Origin of the sequence: Vibrio mediterranei (assembly GCF_013364395.1) — a bacterium.
In the GTDB taxonomy this organism is placed as follows: Bacteria; Pseudomonadota; Gammaproteobacteria; order Enterobacterales; family Vibrionaceae; genus Vibrio; species Vibrio mediterranei.
Genome location: NZ_JABXGK010000001.1, coordinates 2,239,296 through 2,259,657 on the forward strand (window position 1 = coordinate 2,239,296; position 20,362 = coordinate 2,259,657).

The following is a 20,362-nucleotide window of genomic DNA, read 5'->3' on the forward strand; positions in this document are numbered from 1 at the left end:
CTTACGCCTTATTTGCCAGTTGAACTTCGACTAAGTTAGTGTGTTGAGGGTTACCTTTCGCCAACGGGCTTGGGTGTTGAGACGTCAGAACGTTGATCGAACCATTATGGTCAACCTTGTTGCCGTCAGGTGCATACCATGCTCCCTCTCCGAGAGCCACAACTCCCGGCATCATTCTTGGCGTGACTTTAGCGTTAATTCGAACTTCACCACGATCGTTGAAGATCTTAATTCGGTCACCATTGTTAATTCCGCGACGTTCAGCATCTACAGGGTTGATCCACATTTCTTGTTGTGCGGCCTGCTTCAACACATCGACGTTACCGTAAGTTGAGTGGCAACGTGCTTTAAAGTGGAAGCCCGTTAACTGCAATGGATACTTATCGCGTTTTGGTGAATCCCAGCCTTCTGATGTGCTCACGTAAATAGGTAGTGGATGAATCACATCACCTTCTGGCAGCTCCCATTCAGCAGCAATACGAGCTAACTCTTCCGAGTAGATCTCTACTTTGCCTGAAGGTGTGTTAAGCGGGTTATTCACCGGATCTGCACGGAAAGCTTGGTAAGCGACATAGTGACCATTAGGGTCGCTACGTTTGACGATACCTTGCTGACGTACCGTCTCGAAATCTGGCAATGTCGGGTCTAACTTCAATGTTTCAGCATACAAGTGACGTAGCCAACCTTCTTGGTCACGACCTTCGGTAAATGCCTGACCCACACCCATGCGCTCCGCCAAATCAGAACAGATTTGATAGATGCTGCGTGCTTCAAATTGAGGCTCGATCGCTTTGTCAGCAAAGATAAAGTAAGGCATGTTTGCCGCTTTACCATCCATACAGAAATCTGCCTGCTCAGACGTAGTGAGGTCAGGCAAAATGATGTCGGCGTACTTTGCTGAAGACGTCATGTGGTTATCGATCACGACAATCATTTCACATGCTTTGTCATCTTGAAGGATATCGTGAGTACGGTTGATATCTGAGTGCTGGTTAATGACACAGTTGCCCGCATAGTTCCAAATGAACTTGATTGGCACATCGAGTTTGTCTTTACCACGCACACCATCGCGTGTCGCAGTCATCTCAGGACCGCGAACAATCGCATCAGTCCACAGGAACATAGAGATCGACGTTTTCACTGGGTTTTCTAAGGTTGGGAAGCGCACAAACGGAATGTTATAATCCGATTCACGAGCACCAGAACCACCGCCATGAATGCCTAGGTTACCGGTTAAGAGCGCTAGCATGGCAATCGCACGTGACGCGATTTCACCATTTTGCGTACGCTGAAGACCCCAACCTTGATAGATTGCACAAGGTTTAGTTGAACCAATCTCACGAGCTGTCTTGATAATGATATCCGCTGGAATACCAGTAATTGGTGCCGCCCATTCTGGCGTTTTCTCAATACCATCTTCACCCAAACCTAAAATATAAGATTTGTAATCACTATTTGCTGGCGCAGATGCTGGCAGGGTTTTCTCATCGTAACCAACACAGTAGGTATCTAAGAACTCTTGGTCGACCAAGTCTTCTTTGATCATCACGTGGGCCATTGCTGCTATGAACGCTGCATCAGTACCCGGTTTGATAGGAATCCACTGATCTTCACGACCCGCCGCAGTATCGTTATAGCGTGGATCAATCATGATCATTCTTGCGTTGGATTTCTCTTTGCTTTCAATCAAGTGATGAATCAAACCACCGCCAGACATACGTGTTTCGGCTGGGTTATTGCCAAACTGAACAATGAGCTTACTGTTTTCGGTATCTGAGAAAGAGTTACCGTTCGCCCAACCGCCATAGGTATAACTCAGGCCTTTGGCAATTTGAGCCGTCGAATAATCGCCATAGTGATTCAGATAACCACCCGTTAGGTTCATCAGACGCGCGATTAACGTGCTACCAGGAGGCCATGACTTGGTGACCGTACCGCCTAATGTGCCAGTACCATAGTTAAGATAAATCGCTTCATTACCATATTCTTTCTTAATGTGGTCTAGGCTATTTACGATCTCGGTGTAAGCTTCATCCCAAGTAATACGCTTAAACTTGCCTTCGCCACGTTTACCGATACGCTTCATTGGGTACTTCAGGCGGTCTGGATTGTACACGCGACGACGCATAGAACGCCCACGTAAGCATGCGCGCACCTGGACATCTTTGTTTGCGTAATCATCTTTGCCGGTATTATCTGCATCTACCCACTTTATTTCACTGTCAACGACATGCATACGCAGTGGGCATCGACTGCCGCAGTTTACGGTACAAGCGCTCCACACCACTTTTTCATCGTTTGATTGTGGTTTGCTTTCCGCTTGGGCAGATTTAAAAGGAAGAGAAATGGCGCTGGTTGCAGCAGCAAGACCGCCGATGGCCGAAGAGGATTTTATGAACCCTCTACGCGTCAGCGACGGCGTCAATAATTGCTTCAGTTTATTATTCATAAAGACATGCTCGATTATAGTTATGCATCATCGAGCGAATGTTACTAACGAAACCTTTAGAAACTGTTGATAAAAATCAACACTACTACTTAATGGTTAGTGGATTGACAATTCTCTGACATTTGGTGGAATATTTTTAAATCACTCATTTATAGAAACAAATAATTTGCCATTTAATTGAAAGGCAAATTATCGTATTGATAGGCATTCCATTTTATAAATGAATATCAACACCATTTGATCTCAAAGAAAAATACCATTTAATGGTGTTTAATAAATACGTTCGCCAACGTTGGATGAGGATTAGTGCCAGTCAACAGTACAATATCCACACTAGGGAGTGGTGGCATTCCGTTTAATATCTGGACGTCTTTGTTAGTACTTAGACGCCCCATCGCACCGACGCCCATTCCTTTAGCCACTAATGCTCGCTGAGCTGAAGCAGTATTGCAACAAGCAAGTAGTCGATGAGCGATCCCACGCTTGGTTAAACTATCCAACGCCGCGGCGTGGTACTTACAGTCGGTTTGAAACAGTACCAACGGCAATGGGGTGATGGCGGTATCAAAATCATGCCCCGCAATCCAAACGCCTTTGTCTGACTCTAACCAATAACCTTCTTCACTGTCAGGTGCTCGCGTCACAATCGCGGCGTCTAACTTCCCCTCGTCTAACCACTCTCTTAGCATAATGCTGGGCTGACTGAATATTTGAACTGAACAAGTAGGTTCAACTTCGTTAATTGCCGCCACCACTTTCGGTAGGACAGTGTCATTGTAGTCTTCAGGGCAACCAAGCCTCAACGCCGTTTTGTTTTGATAGCGTTTCACCTGGTGCAAGGCGGTATCATGTAAGGAGAGTATGCGTTCAGCGTGTGCTTTCAATGATAGTCCAGCTTCACTTAGCACCATATTCCGGCCGTCACGCTCAAACAATACAGCCCCAGTTTCGGCTTCTAACTTTTTCATCTGCGCGCTAAACGCAGATTGAGTTCGGTTTATTTGTTTTGCTGCTCGCGTAAAGCTCCCCGTCTCGGAAAAAGCGAGAAGACTTCTCAGCGCATCGATATCCATATCGCCCCCAATCCATCGATTTCATTGATGAAATACATTCAAATTTTGCGTTAGTCACCCATCTCACCATTGATTAGTATCAAAATCAAACAGGCAAAGGAGTCAAATATGAAACTGTATATTGGAAATCAGAATTACTCGAGTTGGTCATTACGTGCGTGGCTTATCTTTGAGCATTACCAGCTTGAGGTCGAAGTAGAAAAACTCAAACTGTTTTCAACCGAGTTTTATCAAACACTTGAAACGCTGACGCCAACAGCCAAGGTTCCTACACTCATTGATGACGAAACCACAGTTTGGGACTCTCTTGCGATATTAGAATATGTGAATGAGCAATATCTCAATGGTTGCTGCTGGCCAAATGACAGCGTGAGAAAAGCCAAGGCAAGAGCAGTAGCCTGCGAAATGCACTCTGGATTCTTGGCTCTACGCAATGAATTACCAATGAACTGCCGAGCCAAGCGCCAGGTCGTACTTTCTGCAGAAGCTAGAAAAGATATCCAACGGATTGACACCTTATGGGCAGAGCAGATGTCAAAGCACGATGGTCAATGGTTATTTGGCGATTGGTCCATTGCCGACGCCATGTTTGCTCCTGTTGCACTTCGTTTCCGAACCTATGGCATTGAACTGTCACCTTTAGCGCAGCAGTATCAACAAAAAGTGCTAAATAGTGACGCAATAAAAACGTGGTTAATACAAGCAAGTCATGAGCAAGACATCATTGTTCAGGACGAAGCAGGAGTTGATCGCTAGCCAATGCAACGGTTTGACAAAATAACAAAGGCTTGCCTAACGTTTCGTTATGGCAAGCCATGAGTTCAAAACCGCAGTGCATTGACTGCTTTATCAAGTCATTATTCGATTAGTTTAACGCTTTTGCTCATTTCGGATATACATAATTGCGACCATACTAAAACCCATAAATTGCCATAGGTACTGACCGTCACTAGCTCCCGAAATCGTTTGAGTAAATGCCATACAACCTGCGACGAAAAGAGAGGCGATTGCCGAATAAAGCAACCAAGGACGTTCTCTATCAGTCATAAATTCTAGATTCAATACCGAACGAATAATGAGAATAAAAGGTAGGCATTGCAACAAAATCAGAATCGGAAACATAAAGTCGAATGTTGGACTTAACAAAGCATGACCAACCTGACTTTTATCCCATGTCCCCACAATATAGCCTTTCCATCCGGCCCAAGTATCACCCGCATAGGCCGTCTCAGGAGTGACAGCCCCAAGTAGTACGCCCATTACCTTGTCGATAAAGCCATTCTTAAACCAGAATACAAATAAAAAGATTTGCACTGGAATGATTTGAAACGCGAGCTTCTTTAACATTTTTTGTTCCTGTTAGCATAAATAACACAAGAACAATTATGAGTTTGCCTTTATTAAAGACGCTTGATGCAAGGCAATCGGCGTTAATTACAAAGTAAATTCAAATAAACCATTCTCCGTAGCCCTATGAACTATGGCAAGGTTTGAATTAAATTTGATTTTTGTAAAGATTCAATTAAATCATAGAGTTGCCCACCACTCTCTTTCTTCATCGCGACATAGTGTTGGTAGTTAAAATCGGCACCTTTTAGATTACCAACTTGTTTGTCAGCCACACTTAATAGGTAGTAGCCAATGGGAGTTGGCGTGCTCTCTGCAGCATAGAAAAGGTAAGGAATGGCTTGGTCAGCGCGTTGGTTTAACAACAAGGCAAGCCCTAACGTCAGGTTCGCGATATCACAACGAGGGTTAAGTTCGAACGCTTTTTGTCCCAATTTAAGACCCTCAAGGCGTGTCTGAGCATCACCCGATTGCAAATAGTCAACGGAGGCTGAGTAAGAGAGTAAAGCACTGACTAAATAGTTGCCGCGACCTTGAGACTGAATGTTCTCTAACATAGGTGAGAGCTTTACAAAGGCATCGTTTCCGCCACCTAAGTAGAACTGAGAAATACCGTCTGAAATCACTTCCCAATCATCGTAGTTATTAATGGCACTCACACGATGACTGGTCACTTCATACCCGCCTTCTTTAGGTTCTACCAACGCCTTAATTTCCAATACTACATCGCCAATGGCGGTGAAAAAATCTTCTTTGTTGAAAGATTTTTCAATACGCTGATTCTTAGATGGTAATTGGTTGTTCTGAATCATCAAAGTAAGTAAGAACTCACTCTCGCCGCTCTTTTTAAGCCAGCCTTTAAGCTCAATACCCTGTTGCTTTAATGCCGCTTTACTCTCCTTAGACAACTGGGAAAAGTGATAGCCGGTTAACGCTCGCGACGAGTTGAGGCCATAGAATAGATAATTGTAAACGCTTTCCGACAGTTGATAGTCTTGCATCGAATCTGAAGTAATATCATGGATATAAACCGGCACAGTACCAAGCGGATTGGTATTTTCTGCCACGATGTCTGTGTTCTCTTCAACAATATAAGTGACAATCCATGACGCCATTGCCAATATCGCTAAACACCCAGCAAGGGTAGCCCAAAGCTTGTTGTTACCGCCTTTGCGCCCACTTTTTTCCGAAAATTGTGGCTCCTCAATATCATCGACTTCAACCGCGACGACTTGTGGTGCTTTTTCAATGTGAGCAATCACTTCAAGATCAAATAGGTACCCTTTCTTCGGGATAGTTTTGATCGTACGGTAAGGCCGCGTTTTGTCTTTAAGCTGGCCTCTTAATGAGCTAATCACTTGGCGAACCAAATTGTCCGACACATGATTACGCTGCCAAACATTGTCTGCGATTTGTTGAGTCGTCAGGACTTGCCCTTGGTTTTCAACAAAATACTTCAACAAACGAGATTGCAATGGTTCTAAATGCAGTTCTGCACCATCGACTTCAAGCTTATTTTTGCTTGGATAAAAAACAATCGGAGATTCGAGCTGCAATACGTAGTATTTAATGGAGTCCATAGTGGCTACAAGGGTAAGAAATAACCCTAAAAGGGTATTAATTTCGTTTCACAGAAGCAACTGAGATTTTGTATTGTTAAGTATGGACAATGACGCTGGCGAAATGGATCGATAAGGAAAAGGATGTTGTGGGCGCTTTGTAAGTCAAGCCGCCATTTGAGAGCCTGCAGGCCCTGAAACGGCGACGAGGAATCTCAAACGATTACTTTTGAAGTTGCTCTTTTGCTGCTTCAACTTTTGCGAAATCAAGTCCTAACTCTTCAACTGCTTCTTTGATCAACGCAGGGTTTTGCATAACTTGACCCATTAGCGCTTGAAGCTGCTCTTGTGGCAAACCAAGCTGGCTGATTGTTGCCATTGCTGCAAGAGGGTTCTGTGTCAGTACTTCAAAAATTTCACTGATTTGCTCATCACTGATGTTGTTCTCTTTTAGCATTGCAATTATTGGATTCATTTCACTACCTTTATCAATATCAAATGAAATTGCCCGCAGTTTATCATTTGAGACCTTAACTGGGTACTACCTGATTCCATCACTCCTGCCAGTTGGCGAAATGCGAAACCAAGTAGTCTATCGCTAAACGAGCCCTCATTGGCAAAAACCGTCGATTCTGATAAACAATCCAACTACTAGAGCCTTTGCCCCAATAGGGTATTAAGACGGGAACCAGTCGCCCGTTATGGAAAGCGTCACTAAAACTGCTTTTTGGCATATAGACAATGCCTAACCCCTGTTCACAAGCATTGACCACAGCACTGGAGTTATTGCTGCGCCAACGTCCATCTACTCGAATACTCCCCATCGGTTTGCCATTATCTTCAAATACCCAATGGTCATTATTCGCGATGATACAACTATGGTGTCGAAGTTGATCAGGATGAGTTGGTACTCCGTATCGTTCTAGATATTCAGGACTGGCCGCGGCTGCCATTGGCCTGTCCACCAGCTTCCGGGCAACTAATCCCGAATCACTTAATCGGCCGTACCGAATCGCAAAATCGATACCATCTTCGATGAAATTGACCATTCGAGTATCAAAATCCATCTCAACCGTTAGTTCCGGGTACCCTTTCGCAAATTCCATCAATGCAGGAGCAACGTGGTTTTCGGCAAACGCACCAGCGGCACTCACCCTTAAAGTGCCATTTAGCTGTATTTGCTCGGAACTAAGCTGCTCGTTAGCTTGTTGAAGTCCAATAACTAAGTCTTTGCACTGCTGATAATACACCTGCCCCGCCTGTGTGAGATTCACCATTCGAGTGGAGCGGGCAAGCAAAGCGACGCCCAAGCGTTCTTCTAAACGCGATACCTGTCGACTCACATGACTTGTGCTGCAACCAAGTTGCTTAGCTGCCGCAGAAAAACCGTGGCTTTCTGCTACCGCTACAAACTCGTTGATTCCTTCAAAGCTATCCACATCTCACCTTTGTCATATAGCAATAATATTTTGTCATTTAGCTATATTATCACCAAATCAGTTAGCAATTAGTATAACTAAGGTAATTACAACAACGAATCAGCCAGAAGGACATAACGATGAAAAAGGTACTTATTCCCGTCACTAACCATGCAACATTAGGTGAGACAGACCAAGCAAACGGAACTTACGCTCCAGAACTCACTCACGCTTTACGTGAACTCCAGTCGGCAGGTTATGACTATGACATCGCATCCATTAAAGGTGGCAAAGCGCCACTTTACGGTACTGACATCGAGGGTGACAGTGTCAATACAGAAATCCTAACGGACGAGGCGTTTCAGAATCGTATTAACAACACCATTCCTGTCTCGCAAATCAATATCAATGATTACGATGCTATTTTTTACCCGGGAGGGTTTGGATTGCTATCTGATCTATCAAGTAACGAGGATGTCGCTGCGCTTGCAGCTACTCATTATGAGCAAGGTGGTGTAATTGCAGCAGTGTGTCACGGCCCCGGAGCTCTTCTACCTATTACTCTGAGCAATGGCGACAAATTACTGGCATCGAAGTCAGTCACTGGATTTACACGAGAAGAAGAAATCGACTTCGGCACTATCGGCGATATTCCTTTCTTACTTGAGGAATCACTGGCACGCACCGCTGCTCAGTACAGCAAAGTACAACCTTGGCAAGAGTTTGTAATTGTTGACGAACGTGTAATCACAGGCCAAAACCCAACCAGCGCTCACGCTGTCGGAAAAGCGATCGTAGCGGCTTTATCTTAACTTTTGTCACAGCTGTAACCGTTCGTGTCGTGTTAACGTAACGCAACGTTCTCACGACACGTATTGTTGTCTATTGCCATTTATAGACTTGGGTCTCTGGATAAAAAGCGTACCACGCGAACCAAAATAGTAAGGTTGATGGTTGGGTTTCACCCTTCTCATCAGTTATCCAAGCTGACTGGTTGCTGCTATCCCAGTGAACATAATAGCGATCCCCGCCCAATTCAAAGCTTTGCTGCTGAGTTGCTAACTGAGATATCTCACTAAATGGAAACGCGATAGTTGACTGCTCCACTTTAAACCCTAATACCATCTCTTTCGGGTGATACTCATTGGGTGCTTGATTTGCTACAGGAAAGTAGATGGCAGCGTTTTTTCCATAACCCGCATAAGGATCTCTCTGGTAATCGCGTTGATAACCTGTGTTGGTGGAGAGAACTAGCGAGTCAGGGTAACGAGCTAGCCAATTCGACCAACGACTAAGTGTAAGCGGCACTTGTTTGAGTTTACGGCCAACTAATGCTCCAGCTATAGCCTCACCATGAATTTGGGACCATAGCGATTCAGTTTTGCGGTCGTACATAAGTACGTCTGAGTTATACAACAAACCAGAAACTCCAAAATCCAGAGCTTCACGCTCTCCCGTCGGCTGGCTAAGAAATGCCATTCCACTGCCACATAATGGACAATAACTGATAACGTAACGTGTTCCGCTGAATTGGTCATTAACGATTTCATGCCAGTTGAGAATTCGAATAGGATACGCCTTCACCACATCACCAACCTGCAACCCCAATACGATATCCTGTGCATGCATAAATTTTGCCTCGTTGCCTTTAATAAACTCGGGCTGATTGAGCGCCGGAATGCCATCTTTAGGTGGCCCGCCTTTTTGAATGAATTGTGAGGGCACAGATGCATTGTCTATGTTGAATCCATTGAGCACCTTCGCCAATAGTGATATCGGAAACGACAACAATATGAAGACCAAAAGAGTTAATCGCAGCTGCATTTGCCTCTCCTCCAATAAAGAAGACTGGCCATATAGACCCGCCAACAACAGCAATGCTTTCAATTGTCCTCTAAAACAAAAGCAACGATGCTCATTAATACGCATAGCACTCTGGCGCTTATTCGACATAACAAACGCCGCGTTGAGCTGCTCAACAATTGTGACAAGCTTCAAAACCATAAATAAAAACTATACTTAATCCTACTGATCAAGTTGATCGAATGATGCAAATGTGAAAACCTTACCACATTGAAACATGAAAACCTTTTCATGTTATGTGAAAACCTTTTCTTAAAACGTATCAGGATAGAACAAATGAATAAGAAAATCGCGGTCCGCTTGCTTGCGGCTCTCGGCGGAAAAAATAATATTCGAGCCCTAGAACATTGCGCGACAAGACTTCGTGTTGTTGTAAAAGATGATGCACTTATCGATGTCGACCAAATCAAATCAACAGATAATGTAGCTGGTTACTTCTTCCAATCGGGCCAACACCAAATCATCCTTGGCACAGGCTTAGTTAACAAGGTCTTCGCCCTTATCCAGCAAGAACTAGATGGCGAACTTGAGAGCGCGAAAGGCGCTGCTTACGAAAACATGAGCCCATTCCAAAAGGCCCTACGTTCTTTAGCAGACGTATTCATTCCTTTGATTCCCGTGCTGGTTGCGACCGGTCTGTTCATGGGGTTACGCGGATTCGCCCAACAGCTAGGCTTTGAGTTCTCTCCTGAGCTACTCACTATGACGCAAGTTGTAACTGATACAGTATTCATCTTCCTACCAGCGCTTGTCGTGTGGTCTGCCTTTAAACGCTTTGGTGGTACGCCTGTTATCGGCATGGTGCTGGGTCTAATGCTTATCGCACCGATGCTGCCAAACGCATGGGATGTGGCAAGCGGTAACGCAGAAATGCTGAGCATTGGTATGTTTAAGATTCAAGGCTTCCAAGGCACCATAATTCCAGCTCTAATTGTAGGTATCTTGGGCGCTAACCTAGAGCGTTGGATTAACTCATGGATGCCATCAGTGGTTTCGCTGATCTTTACTCCATTTTTGACGATCACTATTGGCATGCTAGCAGGTCTGTTCATTATTGGCCCGGTATTCAACATTGTTGAACATGGCGTAATGGTTTCTACAGAATCAATTATTAACTTACCAATGGGCATCGGCGGTGCAATCTTTGGCGGTCTACAACAGGTTCTAACTGTAACGGGTCTTCACCACAGCTTAATGGTTGTAGAGCTTAACTTCCTATCGACTATCAAGATCAACCCATTAAATGCACTGATTACTGCATCAATGGCAGGTCAAGCAGGCGCAGCGATTGCCTACACCATGTCGATCAAAGATAAGAAACAAAAAGCGCTTAACTACTCTTCAATCGTACCGTGTTTCTTCGGCATCACTGAACCACTTCTGTTTGGTGTGACGCTAACTAATAGCCGTGTATTTGTATCAGGTATCATCGGCGGTGCCATTGCGGGTGCATTCGCAACCATCATGCACATCGCACCATCTGTTATGGGTGTCACTTTCATTCCAGCTATTCCTGCCTACTTAGGCAATGGTCTTGGCATGTACCTAGTGATGATTGTTATTGGTATGGGTAGCGCAGCAATGCTAACTAAATTACTAGTAAAGCCAACAAGCAACGAAGCAACGATGACGGTTGCTTTAGATAAGTAAACTTCCCCTCGTGGCGGTGTACCTTAGGGTCACCGCCACGGTTCGTTTTAAAACATTGAATAATTCAATGTTAGCAACAAGTCCAACTACAGAGTGTATTAATAGCAATGACTTCAACAGAACTGTGTTCACAAAGCGAATCTTCAGTGTCGCACCAACCAAACACTGACCACTTGCGCCCACGGTTTCACCTAACTGCACCGTACGGACTGATTAATGACCCAAACGGCTTTATTGAATACGATGGAGAGTATCATCTGTTTTTCCAATGGAACCCACACGCTTGTGAGCACGGGGCAAAATATTGGGGACACAGCACCAGTCAGGATCTAGTAAACTGGACACTGCAAGGTCAAGCATTAGTCCCAGACGAAAGCTACGATCGCCACGGCTGCTACTCAGGTAGCGCGTTCGTATTGGATGAGCGACTTCATCTTTTCTATACCGGAAATGTAAAAACCGACGACGGTGTTCGTCTTACTACTCAATGTCTCGCCAAATCTATTGATAGCCACAACATTCATTTCGAGAAAATAGGCCCGGTTATCCCAAAACAACCTGAGGGATATACGGCGCACTTTCGCGACCCTAAAATTTGGCAACACGATGGCACTTGGTATTGCGTGCTTGGTGCTCAGACAAATGATGAACTTGGTCAGGTGCTTCTTTTCAGCTCAAAAGATGCTTCTAACTGGGCGTTTCTCGGCCCAATTGCTGGCAACCAGATCAATGGACTTCGCGACTTTGGCTATATGTTCGAATGCCCAGATCTGTTCCATCTAGATAACACTGATGTTTTGATAGGTTGCCCACAAGGAATTAAGCCCAATGGGTTAAGCTTCCAAAATCGCCACAATAATGGCTATTTTGTAGGTAAGATGGATTACCTAAATACGTGCTATACACACGGCAACTTTGAGCCACTCGATCATGGGTTTGAGTTTTATGCTCCGCAAACCACCGAATCGACTGATGGACGCCGCCTGATGAGTGCTTGGGTTGGTATTCCTGAGGAAGATGAACAACCTAGCGTCACCAATGACTGGATTCACGCTTTATCCTTAGTGCGAGAGCTTTCCGTCGTTGATGGGAAGGTGCATCAAAAACCCGCTCGCGAGCATGAATCTTTGCGCGGTGCGATGTCTTCGTTTGAAGAGGTGCAGCTTACCAATCAGAATCACTTATCACTGGACAGCAACCACTGCTTTGAATTGAATCTGGATATCGAGCATATTACTGATGATGTCACGATCAAGTTATCAGATGAAGGTGACCGTTGGCTGGCATTAAACTATCAAGCAGAGACTGGCGTAGTCACTTTAGATCGTTCAAACTCCGACTATTTACCGGGGAAACGACAGTGCAAAGTAGGCAGTGAGCAATCCCTCAATCTGCAGATTTTCTTTGATCAGTCTATTGTTGAAGTCTTCATCAATCATGGTGAAGCCGTGTTTACATCTCGCGTGTTCCCGCAAGCCGATCAGTCAAAAATCACACTTGAAACTGGAAAGTCATGTATAATCAAGCGCTTTATTAAATACGATTACTGACCAAAGGATTAACGGGAAATGGCGACAATTAAAGAAATAGCCAAGTTAGCAGAAACTTCAATTTCAAGTGTTTCCCGTGTCTTAAACAGTTCTGGCTATGTCAGTGAGCCCGTTCGAAAGCGCATTCAAAAAGTGCTTGATGAAACGGGCTATCGCCCCAACGCCTTGGCCAAAGCACTGCATTCAAAACGCAGTCAGACTATCGGAGTTATTCTTCCAAAAATAAACGCCACCTCCTCTGGTGACAACATCGCTGGCATTGATCAATACTTTGCCAATAACGGCTACAGTATCATCTTAGGTAACACCAACCACAGCATAAAAAGCGAGCTAGAATTTCTCGATTTATTTGCAGAAAAGCAAGTCGATGGCATCATCCTAATCGCGACTACGATTACGAGTGAACACAAAGAAAAAATCAGAAAGGTAGGCAAACCCGTTGTAGTTATGGGGCAATCCACCACCGATGGAACACCTTGTGTGCTGTTCGACGAAGTGACGGCGGTGGAAGAAATCATTGACTATCTTGTAGCGTCGCAACATCGTAATATTGCGCTTATCGGTGTATCTGAAAGTGACGTATCTGTGGGTGTGAAACGAAAGCAAGGTTACTTAAACAGTTTAGAAAAGCATGGATTACCCATTTCTGCCGATATGATGGTCAATGGTGAGTTCTCTGTAGAAAGTGGTTATACCGCCTGTCAGGAACTTTATGAAGAGCGAATGCAGCGCCCAGACGCTATTTTCGCTGCCAACGACAAAATGGCTATTGGTGCGATTACCTACTTACTTGAACATGGCTTTAAGGTCCCAGAGGATGTCAGCGTGTGTGGCGTTGGTGGTGGTAATATGTCTCGTTATTACAACCCTAAGATTACCTCGCTGGTTTATGACTTTGAGGAGTCAGGTAAAACCAGTGCACATTTACTGCATATGCTGATTGAAAAGCCCGATCTGGATTTGACCGACCACGTAAGCTTTATTCCCTACCATCTCGAAGTAAGAGACAGTACTGCGCCTAAACTCAGTTAATGCGCAGCCATATTTGATTGTCGTTTAACGAGTGATCATTTGACGGGCTATAAGAAGCTATTCGAAAAACTCTATTACTAACTGGTTGTTCTTTATCACAACTTCTGGATTAGAGGATTTCAGTAGCGCCTCTTTAACCGTATTGCTATCGAGTTTGTAAACAGGATAGGTAGATACAGCGGCACCAATCATACTTACTGCGGGATTAATCAGCTTCTTGATTTCTGGGGTTAGAAGCTGCCCTTCTTGATCAATTTTTTCTAGACGGAGTGATTGTAGAAAAATCTCACCACTTTCTTGTTCATATCTAGGTATGGCACTGAACTCTATATCCAAATCAAGGTTAATATCCTGTTCATCCAACAACTGTAGTTGAGCCTTGGTGTTGGCAAATACCGCTACACGATCAGCGTCAGAGCGTCCAATTTTGACCTGAAGATCATCGACTGAAAGCTTGGCATACATGACGTTTTCAACACCAATAGATTGGTTGAGTTGTAGGTTGTCATTGAGATAATTCGTCATTTCTTGTTCAGTGATGCTGTAACTCACACAACCTGACAATAACAGCACTGATGAAGCCCAGAGGAGTTTGGCGAATCTGTTTTTCATAACGGGTGGCACTCTCAGAATATCGGAATAAGAGAAAATAAAGCAGACCTTTGAGTCTGCTTTATTTTATTAAAAGGTAGGGTGTTTTTGTGTCACAGGCAAGTGTTAACTTAGTCAGAATAACTTAGCTAATCGACCACCGTGACAATGAGCATTTAAAGTCATCGTAACCAAACTCATTAAGCTTTTCGATCTGACCGCTTGAGCGCTCACAGTAGATTGACGGCATCTTCAGACCATTAAACCAGTTGAGTTTCACCATGGTATAGCCAGCACTGTCCATAATATGCAGTCGTTGCCCCACCTCTAACGGCTCATCAAACTTGGCCTCACAGAATTGGTCACCAGCTAGGCAAGAACATGAGCCAATGACGTATTCATGATCACCTTCTGAATTGGCTTCTAAAATCGAAGCGGGTTCATCGTATATGAGCGTGTCCAGACGATGCGCTTCCGTCGCAGAATTTACAATCGCCGTCTTTTTCTCATTTTCTACAATGTCCACAACGGTAACAACTAGGTCAGTCGTTTTAGTTATGATCGCTTCACCTGGCTCTAGGTAGAGCTGCGCACCATGCTTTTTCGAGAACGCACTCAATGCAGCACCAAGTTTATCGATATCATAACCAGGCCACGTAAAAAACACACCGCCCCCCATACTAACCCAATCGAGCTTATCTAGATGAGTACCAAATCGCTCTGAAATAGCATCAAGTAAACCGATAAATGCATCGACATCTTTATTTTCACAGTTCATGTGAAACATAACACCATCGATAGAATCGAAGATTGTTGGGTCGATATGATCGGCTTGCACTCCAAGGCGAGAGTACGGTCTAGCAGGGTTGGCCAAGTCCTGCCCTGCATAGCTTACACCCGGGTTAAGACGTAAACCGATGGACGTTTTGCCTTCAACGATATGACGATAAGCGGCTAATTGAGACTGCGAGTTGAAGATCATCTTGTCACAAATATCAGCCACTTCGCGTACGTCGTCTTCGGTGTAACCAACACTGTATGCGTGCGTTTCACCACCAAAAGTCTCGTAGCCAAGTTTTACCTCAAATGGACCACTGCTGGTTGAGCCATCTAAGTATGGTTTAATAATGTCAAACACACCCCAAGTCGAGAAACACTTAAGCGCCAGCACTAGCTTTACGCCAGAGACCTCTTTAAGGTGTTTTGCTTTCTCTAGGTTCTCAACCAGTTTGTCTTCATTAATCATGAAGTATGGAGTTTTGAGTTCGTTTTTAATCATTTTGTAGACCTAAGTTTAAAGACCCTAGATAGCTACCTAGGGTCTGTCACTTTATTTAAGAATCTTGATATCCGGAGCACCGACTTCCAGCTCTTGAACATGCCAATCTAAACCGATTTCAGGCATGGTTTCTAGGAACGGATCAGGGTCTAATTGCTCCATATTGAACACTCCAGCGTCTGCCCATTGACCACGGAAGTATTGCAGTGCCGCCGTGATGGCTGGGACACCCGTTGTATAAGAAATGGCTTGATGCTCTACATCTTCGTACGCCACTTCATGGTCTGCATTATTGTAGATAAATACTGAACGTTCTTTACCGTCTTTCTTACCTTGAACCCAAGTCCCGATACAAGTTTTACCTGTGTAACCTGGTGCCAAAGAAGTTGGGTCTGGAAGCAGTGCTTTTAACACATGTAGTGGCTGAACCACAGTGCCATCATGTAGAGTTAGAGGGTCAGGGCTAAGTAGACCAATATCACGCATGCAATTGAAATAGTTCAAGTATTTATCGCCAAAGCCCATCCAGAACTCGATGCGCTTTGCAGGAATGAACTCTTGCATTGAACGAACTTCATCATGTGCCATTGAGTAGACTTTGTGTTTGCCGACTAATGGGAAATCGAACTCAAGCATACGAGTGTGGCATTCAACTTGTTTCCATTCACCGTTTTCCCAATAGAAAGAGTCACCTTGAATTTCTAGCATGTTGGTTTCTGGATCAAAGTTAGTGGCAAACTTTTTACCGTGGTCGCCAGCATTGACATCCATAACATCGATGGTGTCGATTTCATCGAATAAATGCTTCACTGCGTAAGCTGCAAATACGCTTACAACACCAGGATCAAAACCTGCGCCTAAAATACCCGTGATACCTGCCTCTTTGAATTTGTCACGGAAACCCCATTGCCAATCATAAGCTTGAGGAACTTGCTGACCTTCCGAGCATAGATCGACAGCGACAGAAGTATCTAAATAAGAGACTTTCGCTTGCAGACACGCTTCCATGATGGTGATGTTTACCCAAGGAGGACCCGCGTTAATCACTAGGTCGGGCTTCACTTCATTGATCAGGGCAACCAGCGCTTCAACATCGTCCGCATCAACGGCACGAGCGTCTAGCTTTTTAGTCGTGTCTTTTAAGTTGTTTTTGCCTTTAATGGATTCAATGATTTTTTCACACTTCGCGACGGTGCGTGACGCAATCGTAATATCACCTAATACATCGTTATTCTGAGCCGCCTTGTGCGCGACTACCCAACCAACACCACCAGCGCCAATCTGTAAAACTGCCATTTTCTTTCCTTATTCTGTTTATCGGTTAGTACGAGTTAGCTAGCTCAAGTGCTAACTGATCAATGTTATTCAGTAGGCTCTCAAAATCTGAGAGCGTTAAGCATGGGTTTAGAATCGTTAACTTCAGTGCTGACTGACCGTTCACTACCGTTTCCCCTAACACCGCAACGCCACGTGTTAGTGCTTGTAAACGGATCGCTTTATTCAGCTCATTCAAATCGTTGACGTCATCATTAATAACGCGCAATAAGACCGTTGATAATGATGGCTGTGCCAATAGCTCAAATCGTTCATGCGCTTGAACAAGTTTGGCCACCTCTTGCGTTTGTGCCATCAGATGGTCATACATATCACCTAGTGCCTGTGGACCAACGTTTTGCATCGTCATGAAGACTTTTAGAGCATCGAAACGCTTGGTTGTAGCAATGGATTTATCGACCAAGTTTGGCAGCTCATCGTGCTCTCGATTGAGGTAATCCGCATGATGAAGCAGGTACTTAAAGTTGCTGCGATCTTTTACCAGCAACGAGCCACAACTGATGGTTTGATAGAACAGTTTATGGAAATCGACGCTGACAGTGTCCGCTTTTTCAATACCATTAAGCTTGTGTTTGTGACTGCTTAGAATAAGGGCGCCACCGTAAGCACCATCAACGTGAAACCAAAGCTGGTTTTCGGCAGCAATGGTGGCGAGAGAGTTTAGATCATCAATAGCGCCGTGATCTGTCGTCCCTGCTGTTCCGACTAAAGCAAAAGGTATCAAGCCTTCAGCTCTCATCGCTTGTAAGTCAGTGATAAGTGCATCCGTTTTGATGGTACCGTTGTCGTGGGTTGCAACGCAGTGCACGGCTTTTTCACCCAAGCCTAACAACGAGGCTGACTTTTGAACCGTAAAATGCGACTTATCGGAACAGACAATACGAAGTCTATCGGCATAACTCGGAAGACCTTGCTTTTGGATAGAATGACCATCCGTCACATCCGCAATTCGGTCACGTGCCAACAGAAGACCCATTAAATTACTCTGTGTGCCACCACTGGTGAAAATACCATCTGCTGACGCACCAAGCTCATAGCGCTCGCAAAGCCAATCCAGTACTTTCTGCTCAACATAAGTTGCCGCCGATGCTTGGTCCCAAGAATCCATAGATTGATTCAACGCCGCGATCATCGCCTCTGCAGCGACAGCCGGCATTAAAGGTGGTGTATGCAAATGTGCAATACAATTAGGGTGTTGAGTGAATATTGAATGGTCTGCAACCAAACTTGCAGTCTCATCAACAACACGTTGTAGATCGTGATGACTGCCGTCAAGATTGACATTGTTAATGGCCGATTCAAGCACTTTTGGATCTAACCCCGAATACGGTTTAGAGACACCCTCAAACACTTCTTTCATCGCTTGAGTGGTGTGATTCATTACCTGAGAAAACTCGGTCGCACCTTGCACACCCGTGTGGATGAAGTACTTTTTCCACGACTTTGCTTTGTTATCTTGCTGTGACTTTTGCCCGCCACCGGCTACAACGATAGCCTCTTCAATAGTGCGTAATGCAAAATCGATCTGCTCGAAACTGATGATTAGTGGTGGAAGAAAGCGAATAACGGCACCATCACGCCCACCTTTTTCAACCATCAAACCGCGTTCTAGCGCGGCGCGCTGTATGTCTAGAGTAAGCTGACCATCGGCAACAGGTTCACCAAACTTGTTGTGTTCACCCGTTGGCTTGACAATCTCGACGCCCAGCATCAGTCCTTTGCCGCGAACCTCAGCAATACAGTCTACACGTTGCTTTATTTTGTTGAGGCCAAGACGTAAATACTCTCCAGCGACTCTGGCATGCTCAACAAGATTGTCGCGCTCGATGATCTCAAGTGCTTTCTCGCCCGAAACCATGGCCAGTTGATTACCGCGGAACGTGCCCGTGTGTTCACCTGCGTTCCACGTATCCACTTTTTTGTTAAATACCAGTAGCGACATCGGCAAGCCGCCGCCAATCGCTTTGGATAAACAAAGAATATCTGGGCTAATCCCCGCTTCTTCAAATGCAAAACGGTAGCCTGTTTTGCCTACGCCGCACTGGATTTCATCCAAAATGAGCAAGATCTCATGCTCATCACAAAGTCGGCGTAGTTCTCTCAGCCAAAACGCCGGAGCAGGGATAACGCCCCCTTCTCCTTGAACTGGCTCAACAATAATGGCAGCTGGTTTCATGATACCGGCTTCATCATCGTTCAATAGTCGTTCGATATAACGAATACTCTGTTTTGCGCCCGCATCGCCACCAAGACCAAACGGACAACGAAGACTATAAGGAAATGGCATGAAGTGAACATCGGACATCAGCCCAGTACGACGAGCTTTGGTGCCAAGGTTACCCATCATGCCCATGGTGCCATTCGTCATACCATGATATGCACCGCGGAAGGCAAACATAGTATTTCTACCCGTAGTTTGCTTCGCCAATTTGATAGCGGCTTCAACAGCGTCAGCACCCGAAGGGCCACAAAACTGAATCACCGATTGGTCAGCGAATTCTTGCGGTAGAAACGCTTTCACTCGTTTGATAAAACGATCTTTCGCTTCTGTCGTAATATCAAGAGTTTGGTACGGTAAACCTGAATCAAGCTGCTGTTTGAGAGCTTGATTGATTTCAGGATGGTTGTAACCCATCGCAAGCGTGCCTGCTCCAGCAAGACAATCAAGAAAGATTTGCCCCCGAGTGTCTTCCACCAAAGCACCAAACGCACGCTTGATGGCGATAGGCAGACGACGTGGATAGGAACGAACTTCTGATTCGTGCTCCGCTTGATCAAGTAGAACCTGATCAGGTGTCAGGTCATAGGTGCCCTCAACGTGTGGAACGTGTACCGAAATTGAAGACGCGAATTCTTTGGAATCAAATTCGAATGCTGTACTCATTTTTTGTAACCTAGATTAGGCGTGCGAAATCACTCGCTACGCGCATAGCAAAACAAGTCCCACCGTATTTCAGATGTGACAAAGGCCTAAATGAACTGCTTCATTTAGAAAGGTATTAGCGTTTTGAAATCAAGGCTCTGTGATACTACGGTTTAAGCGCAATACACAGTTTGGAAGTACAAAGCTGATTTTTGAGTGTGAGTTAATCTGTTTCAATGTTGGGTTTCCCATTAACATGCCCTTCTAGGCATCAGTATCCCGTCTACTGGTTATTGGCATAACCAGTACCTACCCTACGTTGTGTCACAATCAGCTTGAATGGTCACAACGCG

General features: G+C 44.8%; 16 protein-coding genes. 5 read left to right on the top strand and 11 right to left on the bottom strand.

Annotated features, from left to right (window positions below):
• Position 1: 1 nt before the first annotated feature.
• Entirely contained in the window at positions 2-2,449 is a 2,448-nt protein-coding gene (locus HOP38_RS10460) for a DmsA/YnfE/YnfF family dimethyl sulfoxide reductase (RefSeq protein WP_198558009.1), read from the bottom strand.
• Between the two features lie 260 nt (positions 2,450-2,709).
• Positions 2,710-3,522, bottom strand: coding sequence for a LysR family transcriptional regulator (locus tag HOP38_RS10465; protein ID WP_198558010.1), 813 nt, complete (start codon positions 3,520-3,522; stop codon positions 2,710-2,712).
• Positions 3,523-3,630: 108 nt separating this feature from the next.
• Between HOP38_RS10465 and HOP38_RS10470 the strand changes: the two genes are divergently transcribed.
• Positions 3,631-4,278, top strand: a complete 648-nt coding sequence (locus HOP38_RS10470) for a glutathione S-transferase family protein (protein WP_198558011.1) — start codon at positions 3,631-3,633, stop codon at positions 4,276-4,278.
• 114 nt (positions 4,279-4,392) lie between these two features.
• Here HOP38_RS10470 and HOP38_RS10475 read toward each other — a convergent pair whose 3' ends face one another.
• The 4 genes from HOP38_RS10475 to HOP38_RS10490 all read right to left on the bottom strand — a co-directional run bounded on the left by HOP38_RS10475 (position 4,393) and on the right by HOP38_RS10490 (position 7,867).
• Positions 4,393-4,869 carry a hypothetical protein gene (locus tag HOP38_RS10475; RefSeq protein WP_006074864.1) on the bottom strand — a complete coding sequence of 159 codons (477 nt, stop codon included), beginning with the start codon at positions 4,867-4,869 and terminating at the stop codon, positions 4,393-4,395.
• Between the two features lie 131 nt (positions 4,870-5,000).
• The gene (locus HOP38_RS10480) at positions 5,001-6,449 is read right to left on the bottom strand and encodes a winged helix-turn-helix domain-containing protein (RefSeq protein ID WP_198558012.1); all 1,449 of its coding nucleotides are present in this window, start codon (positions 6,447-6,449) and stop codon (positions 5,001-5,003) included.
• Positions 6,450-6,651: 202 nt separating this feature from the next.
• Positions 6,652-6,903, bottom strand: a complete 252-nt coding sequence (locus HOP38_RS10485) for a DUF2999 family protein (protein ID WP_031497056.1) — start codon at positions 6,901-6,903, stop codon at positions 6,652-6,654.
• A gap of 79 nt (positions 6,904-6,982) precedes the next feature.
• Positions 6,983-7,867 (bottom strand): LysR family transcriptional regulator, encoded by an 885-nt coding sequence (locus HOP38_RS10490; protein WP_198558013.1) that lies wholly within the window; start codon positions 7,865-7,867, stop codon positions 6,983-6,985.
• A 119-nt stretch (positions 7,868-7,986) separates the two neighbouring features.
• On the opposite strand from HOP38_RS10490, the gene HOP38_RS10495 reads away from it, so the two are divergent.
• Complete coding sequence (locus HOP38_RS10495; RefSeq protein ID WP_198558014.1) at positions 7,987-8,658, top strand: type 1 glutamine amidotransferase domain-containing protein; 672 nt, start codon at positions 7,987-7,989, stop codon at positions 8,656-8,658.
• A gap of 70 nt (positions 8,659-8,728) precedes the next feature.
• Here the strand turns inward: HOP38_RS10495 and HOP38_RS10500 are convergent, their stop codons facing one another.
• Positions 8,729-9,670: a DUF3179 domain-containing protein gene (locus HOP38_RS10500; RefSeq protein ID WP_423250091.1), complete on the bottom strand. Its 942-nt coding sequence runs from the start codon at positions 9,668-9,670 to the stop codon at positions 8,729-8,731.
• Between the two features lie 315 nt (positions 9,671-9,985).
• On the opposite strand from HOP38_RS10500, the gene HOP38_RS10505 reads away from it, so the two are divergent.
• The 3 genes from HOP38_RS10505 to HOP38_RS10515 all read left to right on the top strand — a co-directional run bounded on the left by HOP38_RS10505 (position 9,986) and on the right by HOP38_RS10515 (position 13,941).
• Entirely contained in the window at positions 9,986-11,359 is a 1,374-nt protein-coding gene (locus HOP38_RS10505; protein WP_198558016.1) for a PTS transporter subunit EIIC, read from the top strand.
• Positions 11,360-11,466: 107 nt separating this feature from the next.
• Entirely contained in the window at positions 11,467-12,909 is a 1,443-nt protein-coding gene (locus HOP38_RS10510; protein ID WP_198558017.1) for a glycoside hydrolase family 32 protein, read from the top strand.
• A gap of 18 nt (positions 12,910-12,927) precedes the next feature.
• A complete protein-coding gene (locus tag HOP38_RS10515) occupies positions 12,928-13,941 on the top strand; it encodes a LacI family DNA-binding transcriptional regulator (protein ID WP_006075497.1) in 1,014 nt (337 codons plus the stop codon).
• A 57-nt stretch (positions 13,942-13,998) separates the two neighbouring features.
• Here HOP38_RS10515 and HOP38_RS10520 read toward each other — a convergent pair whose 3' ends face one another.
• The 4 genes from HOP38_RS10520 to HOP38_RS10535 form a co-directional block, all read right to left on the bottom strand.
• Positions 13,999-14,553, bottom strand: a complete 555-nt coding sequence (locus HOP38_RS10520) for a YceB family lipoprotein (protein ID WP_198558018.1) — start codon at positions 14,551-14,553, stop codon at positions 13,999-14,001.
• Positions 14,554-14,677: 124 nt separating this feature from the next.
• On the bottom strand, positions 14,678-15,811 hold the full coding sequence (nspC, locus tag HOP38_RS10525) for a carboxynorspermidine decarboxylase (protein ID WP_198558019.1): 1,134 nt from the start codon (positions 15,809-15,811) through the stop codon (positions 14,678-14,680).
• A gap of 51 nt (positions 15,812-15,862) precedes the next feature.
• Positions 15,863-17,107 carry a carboxynorspermidine synthase gene (locus tag HOP38_RS10530; RefSeq protein WP_006075494.1) on the bottom strand — a complete coding sequence of 415 codons (1,245 nt, stop codon included), beginning with the start codon at positions 17,105-17,107 and terminating at the stop codon, positions 15,863-15,865.
• Between the two features lie 25 nt (positions 17,108-17,132).
• A complete protein-coding gene (locus HOP38_RS10535; RefSeq protein ID WP_198558020.1) occupies positions 17,133-20,030 on the bottom strand; it encodes a pyridoxal phosphate-dependent class III aminotransferase in 2,898 nt (965 codons plus the stop codon).
• Positions 20,031-20,362: the final 332 nt, after the last annotated feature.

Bases quoted from the DNA above. Each gene is read 5' to 3' on its own strand.
- HOP38_RS10460 (WP_198558009.1), bottom strand. From the start codon at position 2,449: ATGAATAATAAACTGAAGCAATTATTGACGCCGTCGCTGACGCGTAGA.
- HOP38_RS10465 (WP_198558010.1), bottom strand. From the start codon at position 3,522: ATGGATATCGATGCGCTGAGAAGTCTTCTCGCTTTTTCCGAGACGGGG.
- HOP38_RS10470 (WP_198558011.1), top strand. From the start codon at position 3,631: ATGAAACTGTATATTGGAAATCAGAATTACTCGAGTTGGTCATTACGT.
- HOP38_RS10475 (WP_006074864.1), bottom strand. From the start codon at position 4,869: ATGTTAAAGAAGCTCGCGTTTCAAATCATTCCAGTGCAAATCTTTTTA.
- HOP38_RS10480 (WP_198558012.1), bottom strand. From the start codon at position 6,449: ATGGACTCCATTAAATACTACGTATTGCAGCTCGAATCTCCGATTGTT.
- HOP38_RS10485 (WP_031497056.1), bottom strand. From the start codon at position 6,903: ATGAATCCAATAATTGCAATGCTAAAAGAGAACAACATCAGTGATGAG.
- HOP38_RS10495 (WP_198558014.1), top strand. From the start codon at position 7,987: ATGAAAAAGGTACTTATTCCCGTCACTAACCATGCAACATTAGGTGAG.
- HOP38_RS10500 (WP_423250091.1), bottom strand. From the start codon at position 9,670: ATGCAGCTGCGATTAACTCTTTTGGTCTTCATATTGTTGTCGTTTCCG.
- HOP38_RS10505 (WP_198558016.1), top strand. From the start codon at position 9,986: ATGAATAAGAAAATCGCGGTCCGCTTGCTTGCGGCTCTCGGCGGAAAA.
- HOP38_RS10510 (WP_198558017.1), top strand. From the start codon at position 11,467: ATGACTTCAACAGAACTGTGTTCACAAAGCGAATCTTCAGTGTCGCAC.
- HOP38_RS10515 (WP_006075497.1), top strand. From the start codon at position 12,928: ATGGCGACAATTAAAGAAATAGCCAAGTTAGCAGAAACTTCAATTTCA.
- HOP38_RS10520 (WP_198558018.1), bottom strand. From the start codon at position 14,553: ATGAAAAACAGATTCGCCAAACTCCTCTGGGCTTCATCAGTGCTGTTA.
- nspC (WP_198558019.1), bottom strand. From the start codon at position 15,811: ATGATTAAAAACGAACTCAAAACTCCATACTTCATGATTAATGAAGAC.
- HOP38_RS10530 (WP_006075494.1), bottom strand. From the start codon at position 17,107: ATGGCAGTTTTACAGATTGGCGCTGGTGGTGTTGGTTGGGTAGTCGCG.
- HOP38_RS10535 (WP_198558020.1), bottom strand. From the start codon at position 20,030: ATGAGTACAGCATTCGAATTTGATTCCAAAGAATTCGCGTCTTCAATT.